We start from the raw sequence: 9,138 nt of genomic DNA, 5'->3' as shown, positions 1-9,138 counted from the left end.
AAGCTCGCTCTACGCCAAGCCGCATGACCAGTTTCATGATCGCCCATTTTGCAGAACTTGACGCACACAACCCTCCGCTTTAAGAATGTACGTCGATCAACCCAGCAAACACCCTGATCGCAATGCCGCGTCCACCGTCATCGGGACGGCACGTGCCGGCTCATGGTTTGAAGAGCGTGACGATGAGCCAGAGGCCCGGCTACTTCTTGCGCCTGCCTGGCTTCAGGGCCGCCAAAAGACTGCTGATCCTGCCGGCCTTGCGGTTGCGGATCTCGGCCTCGTTCTTGCGGCGCACCGCGGCGCGGACAAGTCTGGCGCCGAGATAACGCAAAGGCTCGGGCGGCAGCGACATGCGCCGCTCGATGCCGACCAGACCGCTTTCGCTCCAGCGATCCTTTCGCTCGAGCACCAGGCTCGCCAGAATGCGTCCGGCTATCGGCGTCTGCGCGATGCCGGTGCCGTTAAATCCCATGCCGTAGAAGATATTGGGATGATCGCGCAGGTGGTCGAAGACAGGAACGTGTTCAGGCACGCAGTCGATCGGCCCCGACCAGTCATATTCGATCGCCACACCGCGCAGCGACGGGTAGACCCGATGCAGCTCTCGCATATTGTCGCGGCCGTGCTCCGGGCTGCGGTTGAAGCTGGCGCCGAAATTTCCACTGAAGGCGACGTTGCCGCTGCCACGACCGAAGACCACCCTGCCCCCGATGGTGCGCTGGTAGTAGAGCACCTGGGCCTGGGAATCGCAGATCGAGGCACCGTCGCGCCAACCGATGCTGTCGAGCAGTTCGGGAACGGCGGCAGTGGCAATCACCTCGCTGCCGACGACATAAAGATGTCGCCGCAGTTCCGGCAGCGCGGAAAGCCAGGCGTTGGCGGCAAGCACGATTTTGTCGGCCCGTACCGCGCCATGCGCCGTGCGCACCGTGCATGTCATGCCGGGTTCGATGGCGAGGACCGGGCTGCGCTCATGGATGATGACGCCGCGTGCCAGTGCCAGCTTGCGCAATCCGATGGCAAGTTTGGCGGGATGGACCGTGCCGGCAGTGGTCTCGACGACGCCGACATAGGAGGCCGATGAACCGGTGCGGCGTTGAATGTCCTCGGCTGTCAGCGGGCTGAAACGGTTTTCTCCAACAACCGCCGTCAAGGCCACGGCGGTCTCCCAGGCGCCTTCCTGCGCAATGGAGCTTGCTGTCCACAACCATCCGTCCAGCCTCAGGTCCATGTCTATGGTGCCGTTTTGCTGCAGCGTCTTCAGCTCCGCGATCGATGCCACCGTGTCGGCGCACAGCAGGCGCGCTTCCTCGAGACCGACGACCGCACTGATCTGGTCGATTTCGGCGAACCATGAATGGACCTGACCGCCGTTGCGCCCCGAGGCCCCCGATCCGCACAGATCGGCTTCAAGGATCACCACCCGCGTTTGCGGCGCAAGTTCAAGGATCCGCAGCGCCGTCCACAGACCGGTATAGCCGCCACCGACGATCACCACGTCGGCGCGCTCGTCGCCTCGCAATGGCTCGGTCGCAGGGGCGGCGGCAATGTCCTGCAGCCAAAACGACCGGTCAGATGCAAGCGCGACCGCAGGCTGCCGCAAACGAACTGTACTCACGCTTGGGCTCCCTGCGCATCGACAATGAAGCTGGCATATTTGGCTGGCAGCCAATCGGGTATCGGACGCGGTCTCTGGGGAAACCCGCCAAGATGGGTGCAGGTCTGCGCCGCCGCGATCGACGCCCTGTGCAATGCCTCCAGGGCGCCGAGGCCGCCGAAATGGAAGCCGGCGAGGAAAGTGGCAATGAAACTGTCGCCGGCGCCACACGTATCCACGACATCGACAAGCGTCGCCGGCGCATGCACGACATTCGTGCCATCGTCGAAGTAGGAGCCGCGTCGACCACAGGTCAAAACTACCTGCCTTGCGCCGGCCGCCCTGAGCGCGCCCAGCGATGGCTCGATGGGAACATCGACATCGTCCGGTCCGGACGCAAACAAAAGCGGGACACCATCGAGCGGCAGCGCCATATGGGCGGTCGATAGATCGATGCTGAACGGCACATGGTCCGCCACCAATCGTTGGACAAGGTGCTTGTTGGCGTTGGTGCCGAGATGCACCCAGTCGGCCGCGGCGATGACCGCATAATGCGCGGGCAGCGGCATGAAGTTTTCGCCCACACCGAAGGATTCGTGCAGGAACTTCCGGTCGCCGGATTCATCGCGCAGCAAGGTGACGGCCGTATCGCCGGGACGCCGTTCGACGTCGTCGGGGGATAGGCCGGCACCTGCCAGCTCGGCAAGCACCACGTCGCCTTCGGGATCGTTCCCGACGGCGCCGAAATAGCGCGCGGACCAGCCGTTGCGCCGCCATTGCGCCGCGACATTCAAGGCGTTGCCGCCCACCGTCATCAAGTTGTTGGTCAAATAGGCATCAAGGCAATTGTCCCCGACCGCGATAAGCTTCTTCGACCTCATGCCGGCACCGTTGCGCGATCGATATACGGCGCGATGGCGCCAAGGCAGCGTGTCCAGGCTTTTACCGGATCGAGCGCGTAGGAGCCGTTGCCGAACGGCTCGAAGGTGAACTTACCGGCATAGCCGAGGCGCGCGAGTTCGCTGACATAGTGGTCGAGCGGCAGCGTGCCCTCCCCCCACACCAGATGCCCGCCTGGCGTGCCGTCGACCAGATGAACATGCGCCAGCCGCGAGCCGAACAGGTCGACATAGCCGGCCACGGTGTCGCCGGCCGTGGCCATGGCGACAGTGTCGAGCACGACATCGACGTTGCCGGCGCCCACCTCATCCAGCATTTGGCGCAGGCCTGCCGCATTATTGACGAGGTTGCTCTCGAACCGCTGCAACGGCTCGAGCAGGCAGCGCACCCCGTTTGCGGCGGCGCGCCGGGCGATCTCGCCGATCGAACCGACCGCGCGGTCCCATGCCGGTTGCCGGGGTTCGCTCTCGTAGCCCCGGCCGGGCGTCAGGAAGAGATAGCGGGCGCCAAGCGCCGCGCAGATGTCGGCTGCACGGCAAAACCGCTCGATGCTGTCCTGGCGCAGTGCGGCGTCGCCTGAGGCGATGTTGATTGGATACAACACCTGCTCAGGCGTAAAGCACCAAGCCGACAGCTCGTTGTCGGCGAGTACCCGGCGAATGGATTCGACACGTGCGTCCGTGGCGTGGAACAGGTCCAGATGCTGGGCAATCCCCCACAGCTCGATCTCGAGCAGGCCAAAGCCTCGGATCGTCCTGGCGACCTCATCGAAGGGGAAGTGCTGGAAGCTGAAATTGGCTCCGATCAGCTGATGAGCAGCGAGCTGCGGCATGAAGGCTCCTTTCGGGAATTGTTATTTGCCGATGCCTTCGGCCAAGCCACGGATGAAGTAGCGTTGTGCGGCAAAGAACACGATCACGATAGGCAGCGCCGAGATCGTCATGGCCGCGAACACCACGGCATAGTTGGTCCCGTGGGTTGCCATGATCGACGTCAGTCCGACCGGCAGCGTCTGCACATCCGAGCCGCTCGTGAAGATCATGGCGAAGAGATATTCGTTCCAGGCGAACAGGACGTGCAGGATGACGCAGGAAATGATGATCGGCCGGCACAGCGGCAAGGTGATGCGCCAGAAGATCTGACCCTCGCTGGCGCCATCCATCGTCGCCGCCTCGTCGATGTCTTCAGGCAGATCCAGCATGTAGGCGCGGATGAGGAAGGTGGTGAACGGCACACGGAACGCCGTGTAGAGAATGATCAGCGCCCAGTAGGTGTTGTAGAGACCGAGCGCCTGCAACATCTTCACCAGTGGAATGATCGCCACCGTGGGGCTCAGCATCAAGCCGCCCAGAACGATGGCGATAACCAGCGGCTTTGCCGGCATCTTGGTGCGGGTCAGGCCGAAAGCCGTCCAGGCGCTGATCAGCACGGTGCATATGGCCGAAGCGACGGTCACCAGCACCGAGACTGTCACGTAGCCACGCACGCCCTGGTTCCACGCTTGCACGTAATTGTTCCACGACCAATGGGTGGGCAGGGCGAAGGGATCGCCGAAGATCTGCGCATTGTCCTTGAAGCCGCTCAGCGCCATCCAGATCAGCGGATAGATGACGACGACACCAAGGCAGACCAGGAATGAATAGAGCAACGTCCTGGCGATGACCGACCACACATTGACGTGCCGGCTGCGACCGGCTGCGACCATCGCACTCATAGCTGCACCCGGCGGCGCTTGGTGTACCAGAGCTGTGCCGCACCTGTGAGCATGGTCAACATGAAGATGACGGCGGCGATCGCCGCGCCATAGCCGAAATTGTCCTCGATGAAGGCCTTCTGGTAGAGCCACGTGCCCAGCACCTGGCTGCTGTTGTTGGGCCCGCCTGCGGTCATCACCATGACCTCGTTGAACACCTGGAACGCGCCCGTGATGGTGACGATGATCATCAACCCCGTCATTTCCCGGGTCAGCGGAAAGGTGATGCTCCACAGGCGGCGAAGAGGACCCGCGCCGTCGATCGTTGCGGCATCGTAGAGGTCGCGCGGGATCTTCTGGATGGCGATGGCGAACAGCAGCGTCGAATAGCCAAAACCCTGCCATTGGCTCATGGCGATGATGGCATAGATGGCGGTGTGCTCATTGCCGAGCCAAGGCATGACGAGCTGGCTCAGTCCAACACGGCTGAGCGCGGCATCCAGCAAGCCGATCTGCGGCTGGTAGATGAAATAAAACAGCAGGCCGGTCACCGTGATCGAGATTGCCGACGGCACGAAATAGACGGCGCGCCACAGCCGGCGCCAGCTTTCGCTTTTCAGGTCCTCGATAATGGCCGCCAGCAGGAACGCGCCGAAGACCTGGAAGATGACGGAGATGAGAGCGTAGAGGCAGTTGTTCCACAGCGCCAGCAGCACGACCGGGTCATGCAGCAGCCGGTCGTAGTTGGCGAGGCCGACATTGGTGACCTCGCCGGTGTAGATGTCCTGGTCGGTGGTGCTGACGATGAAATTGTCGACGATCGGATAATAGACGAACCAGCCGATGAGGATGAGCGCGATCGCCGCCCATCGCAACGACAACAGGTTGGCGAAGCAGGCCCGCCGGCTCTTTGGCCGTTGCGGCCTGGCGACGCCGATGTCGGCGCCGCTGTCCACTGTGTCCGAGGCCCTTGCCATGCTCGCCTGCTTTATTTGGCCGCGGATGCGGCTTTGCGCACCTCGTCCATCACTTGCTCGGGCGTCATCGAGCCGCCCGCCAGCGCCTGCAGGCTGGACAGCCAGACGGCGGCGACGCGCGGTGGGTTGGCCGTATCCAGCCAGGGCATGAGGTATGAGGCGGCGTTGATATCCTTGAGGCCATCGACCACAGCCGCGCTCATGTTCGATTCCGAGGCGCCGCCGATGGTGGCGCTCGGCTGGCCATAGGGTGGCGCAGACAAGACCTGCGCATTTTCCTTCGAGGTCACGAACTTCATGAAATCGATCGCCAGCGGGATGTTCTTCGATGCCGCATTGATCATGTAGCCCTCCGGCGCGCCCTCGATCGACTTGGCGTCACCCTTGGCGCCGGCGGGCACCGGCAGCCGGAAGAACCCGAAATCGGCGGGCTTTAACGCCGACTCCGGCGTGGCGGCCTGATCGAACTCGATGATTTCCTGGTAGTACATGGCCGACTGGGCGTTGGTGAAGGCCTGGAGAGCCGAGGCATAGGATGTGCCGTTGACGCCGGCGCCATCGGTGCAGCGCTCGACAAGCTGGCTGAACTGCTTGAGTGCTGCGACATAGCCTGGATCGCTGTATTGGGCGGTGGCCGGATCGAAGTCGCGTTCCAGCGTTGCCTGCGGCACGTTGTAGGCGAGCAGCTGGCCTGCAAAGTGGATCGCCGGCCAAGCCTCCTTGTTGCCGAAGGAGATCGGTGTCACGCCGGATTTGCGGATGGCGTCGCAGCTGGTCAGCAAGTCCTCGAAAGTGGCGGGTGCCTTGAGGCTGAGCTTGGCGAAGATCTGCTTGTTGTAGCCCATGAACTTGGCATCCTGGTAAAGCGGAATGCCATAGAACTTGCCGTTGTACTGGAACGCCTTGACGGCGGCTGGAGACAGCGACTTGCCCCACTCGGTATCGGCAGCAATGACGGGCGTGAGATCAACGGCGCGATTGCCGCGCACGAAATTGCCACCCCAGCTGCCTGTCCAGGAGAAATAGATATCGGGCAGCGAGTTGGAAGCGACCAGCGTCTTGGTCTTGCCCTTCACGCTGTCGTCGCTCTCCTGGATAAGTTCGACCTTCACATCCGGATGGAGCTTCTCATAGGCCTGTGCCAGGTTGACGAAATAGGGCGACAGCTGTTGCAGCCCGAACTTGGTCAGGACCGAAAGCGTGCCGGTGTATTCCACCTTGGCGTTTGGGTCGGCCGTGACAGCCGGCGAAGCGGCGGAACTGCCGCTTATCGACAACCCCAATGATGATACCGCGGCCACCGTGACCGCCACGACTTGCAGCGAACGTTTCATGGATAGCTCCTTCAGAGGTAAGAGGGGATCAATATTCCACGCGTTTGTAGTAGCGACGGGTGGTCAGCGGGTGGTTGCGCAGCACCTCGAGATGGGCGCTCAGCCGCTCGAGCAAGGTGGCGAGCAGAACCGGCGAGATCATGCCGCGGACCTTTGCGGAGATGCCCGGCAACTTGACCGAGGCCGCGTCCAGCGTGCGAACGCGGTCCGTGTAGCGCCTGGCGAAGTTCTCGACCCGGTCGGCCAGGGGCCGAAGGGCATCTTCGCCCTTGAACACGAAAACGCTGACGCCCGGCTCGACCAACTCGAGCGTACCGTGGAAGAAGTCGGCGGCGTGCACCGGGCGGGTGCGAATCCACTGCATCTCTTCGAGGATGCACATGCCGTAATAGTGTGCCTCCGGCCACACCGAGCCGGCGCCGGTGAAGATGTGATAGGTATCGTCCTTGATTGTCTGGGCCAGTTCGGCCGCCCTGTCCTCAAAGGCAGCCTTGGCGTCGGCAAGCAGATCCGGCAGCAGTTTGAGTTCGGCGACAGTGCCATCAAAATCATCATATTCGCCGCGCTCTTCCAGCAGGGCCAGGACGATCAGCAGCGTCTGCAGGTAGAAGGATTCCGACGAGGTGTCGTCTTCGGCGAAGTTCGTGAAATTGTGGTCAGCCTCCCGTGCGATTGGCGTATCCGAATGGCCGGTGAGCGAAATCGTGCGCACACCACGTTTTTTCAGAAAGGCCATGAGCTCGACGCCTTCCTTGGTCGTGCCCGACAAGGACGGGATGACCACCACGGCCTTGCTGTCGAGACCGGCGGGCGGATCGATCACGACCTGCGCCGGATAGGCACCGCTCACCGGGAAGGTAGAACAGCGCTGCGCCAACTCGATCGCGGGCAAGGTTAGAAGCTGCACGCCGCCGGTGCCCATGAAAAACAGCCGCTCGACGCCATCTGCCAGCAGTGTGCGCATGAGTGAGCGAACCTCACCTGCGACGGCGACGGCCCCGCTTTGGATCTTCACGAAGCGGTCCCTATCGAAGTTCAGCATGACGTTTTCCTTGTATTTCGCATGTGACAGGCCTCTAGCCCGCCTTAGGCGTCGGTGGGCCGTCTAGCTCGTTTTTCCGATGTGAGATCGATCTCACAAGCAATAATGGGCACGCAATTTCGCCAATGGCAAGTCCTTTAGACGAAATTCTCCGAAATCGAGGGGTTTGCTCTTTAGCGCACAGCGCGCCGGGCAACCGATCCGCGTACGATCAAGCGGGTCTGAAATCGGGTACGGCGCGGTGCAACCTTTTTGCCGGCAAGCCGCTCCAGCAGATATCTGGCGGCGAGCGGTCCGATCTCGGAGATGGGTTGCGCCACGACCGTTATCTGCGGATCGGTGAACGTGGCGAGGTTGAAGTCATCGAAGCCAACCACCGACACATCATGCGGAATCGAGAGCCCCATTGAACGCAGGCCAAGAAGCGCGCCTTGCGTCATGAGGCTGTCCACCGTGAACAGTGCGGTCGGGCGATTGCGCCGGCTGAACAGGCGGATCGTGGCTTCGATGGCGTGCTCGACGGTCGAGCGCGATACGCCGATGAGCGCTTCATCGATTGCGATCCCATGCGAGTGGAGCGAGTTTTGGTAGCCAGCCAAGCGTTCCTGTGCCGTAAAGATGCGTGACTCGTCGCGCAAAAGACCGATCCGGTGGTGACCGTTGCCAACTAGATAGTCCACTGCCTCGCGTGCCCCGCCCTCGTTGTCGACGACGACGCTGTCGCATTGCAGGTCCTTTACCACGCGGTCGATGAGCACGATCGGTGCGCCTTCGCGGGCCAGTTGCACAATATGCTGGCTGTCGGTTGCAGACGTTGGGGCAAGGATGAAGCCGCGAATGCTGAGCGAGCGAAGGCTCTCAAGCAGTTCTTTCTCCTGTTCTACATTCTCCTCGCTGCTGGCAATCAGAAGATTGTGGCGGTGCTTGCGCAGTTCCACCTCTATGTCGTGCGCGATTCGGGCGAAGAACGGATTCTGGATATCGCCGGGCACGAAGCCTATGATCGGCAATTGTCCGCTGCGCAGCGCCTGCGCGACGAGGTTGGCCCGATAGCCCAGCCTTTCGGCTGCCGCAACCACGCGGAGCGCCGTCTCGTCGCCAACGTAACCGTAGCTGTTGAGCGCACGGGCGGCCGTGGCGCGCGACACCTTAGCCGCTGCGGCAACGTCCTTTAGTGTGATTCCTTTCTGGGTCACAGGTAACCGTCCTTCTTGGATCTGAACATTGCGTCAGATCATCCTCGGCTCGTCTTGCCGGCATCGTTGTGGGGCATATCGGACGATTCTCAAACTGCGAACATAGCTTTCGCAACTCCTTGCCACCTAATCGAGACACGCGCGCTGTTTGGCTATCTGGAAATTTGATCCACGAATGCACTTACATCTTGTGCAGTCAGTTAATTGCCTCGCACTGCCAGCATACGGCAATGAGTTCACGCTATGGTCTAGGCGCCCTCCCTGGTATCGGTCATAACACTGATGGAGACGACTAGCCTTGCGGCCAAACTCGTCCAGCGATTGCAGGTTGTGTGCGTCAAGTTCTGCAAAATGGGGCAGCCATGATGCTGGTCATGCGGCTTGGCGCAGAGCGAGCTT

Annotated in this window: 8 protein-coding genes; all 8 read right to left on the bottom strand. The window is 61.8% G+C overall.

Annotation, left to right across the window (positions count from 1 at the left end; genetic code table 11):
- Positions 1-199 precede the first annotated feature (199 nt).
- A complete protein-coding gene (locus X750_RS134425; protein ID WP_031243865.1) occupies positions 200-1,618 on the bottom strand; it encodes an FAD-binding oxidoreductase in 1,419 nt (472 codons plus the stop codon).
- Positions 1,615-2,478 carry a PfkB family carbohydrate kinase gene (locus X750_RS134430; protein WP_023749047.1) on the bottom strand — a complete coding sequence of 288 codons (864 nt, stop codon included), beginning with the start codon at positions 2,476-2,478 and terminating at the stop codon, positions 1,615-1,617. The genes X750_RS134425 and X750_RS134430 overlap by 4 nt, the downstream gene beginning before the upstream one ends.
- Positions 2,475-3,329 (bottom strand): sugar phosphate isomerase/epimerase family protein, encoded by an 855-nt coding sequence (locus tag X750_RS134435; protein ID WP_023749046.1) that lies wholly within the window; start codon positions 3,327-3,329, stop codon positions 2,475-2,477. Before X750_RS134435 ends, X750_RS134430 begins: the two co-directional genes overlap by 4 nt.
- Positions 3,330-3,350: 21 nt before the next feature.
- Positions 3,351-4,211, bottom strand: coding sequence for a carbohydrate ABC transporter permease (locus tag X750_RS134440; RefSeq protein WP_023749045.1), 861 nt, complete (start codon positions 4,209-4,211; stop codon positions 3,351-3,353).
- Positions 4,208-5,167: a sugar ABC transporter permease gene (locus X750_RS134445; protein WP_023682778.1), complete on the bottom strand. Its 960-nt coding sequence runs from the start codon at positions 5,165-5,167 to the stop codon at positions 4,208-4,210. The genes X750_RS134440 and X750_RS134445 overlap by 4 nt, the downstream gene beginning before the upstream one ends.
- An 11-nt stretch (positions 5,168-5,178) precedes the next feature.
- Positions 5,179-6,501, bottom strand: a complete 1,323-nt coding sequence (locus X750_RS134450) for an extracellular solute-binding protein (RefSeq protein ID WP_023686870.1) — start codon at positions 6,499-6,501, stop codon at positions 5,179-5,181.
- Between the two features lie 28 nt (positions 6,502-6,529).
- The gene (locus X750_RS134455) at positions 6,530-7,543 is read right to left on the bottom strand and encodes an SIS domain-containing protein (RefSeq protein ID WP_023686869.1); all 1,014 of its coding nucleotides are present in this window, start codon (positions 7,541-7,543) and stop codon (positions 6,530-6,532) included.
- Positions 7,544-7,716: 173 nt separating this feature from the next.
- A complete protein-coding gene (locus X750_RS134460) occupies positions 7,717-8,739 on the bottom strand; it encodes a LacI family DNA-binding transcriptional regulator (RefSeq protein WP_023724728.1) in 1,023 nt (340 codons plus the stop codon).
- Between the last annotated feature and the right edge of the window lie 399 nt (positions 8,740-9,138).

The organism is Mesorhizobium sp. LNJC391B00, assembly GCF_000502535.1.
GTDB lineage: Bacteria > Pseudomonadota > Alphaproteobacteria > Rhizobiales > Rhizobiaceae > Mesorhizobium.
Note: the sequence above shows the minus strand (reverse complement) of the source record. Positions and strands in the feature narration are given on the sequence as shown.

What these genes read in the sequence shown, in the direction of transcription:
- X750_RS134430 (WP_023749047.1), bottom strand. Translation starts at nt 2,478, where the DNA reads ATGAGGTCGAAGAAGCTTATCGCGGTCGGGGACAATTGCCTTGATGCC.
- X750_RS134435 (WP_023749046.1), bottom strand. Translation starts at nt 3,329, where the DNA reads ATGCCGCAGCTCGCTGCTCATCAGCTGATCGGAGCCAATTTCAGCTTC.
- X750_RS134440 (WP_023749045.1), bottom strand. Translation starts at nt 4,211, where the DNA reads ATGAGTGCGATGGTCGCAGCCGGTCGCAGCCGGCACGTCAATGTGTGG.
- X750_RS134445 (WP_023682778.1), bottom strand. Translation starts at nt 5,167, where the DNA reads ATGGCAAGGGCCTCGGACACAGTGGACAGCGGCGCCGACATCGGCGTC.
- X750_RS134450 (WP_023686870.1), bottom strand. Translation starts at nt 6,501, where the DNA reads ATGAAACGTTCGCTGCAAGTCGTGGCGGTCACGGTGGCCGCGGTATCA.
- X750_RS134455 (WP_023686869.1), bottom strand. Translation starts at nt 7,543, where the DNA reads ATGCTGAACTTCGATAGGGACCGCTTCGTGAAGATCCAAAGCGGGGCC.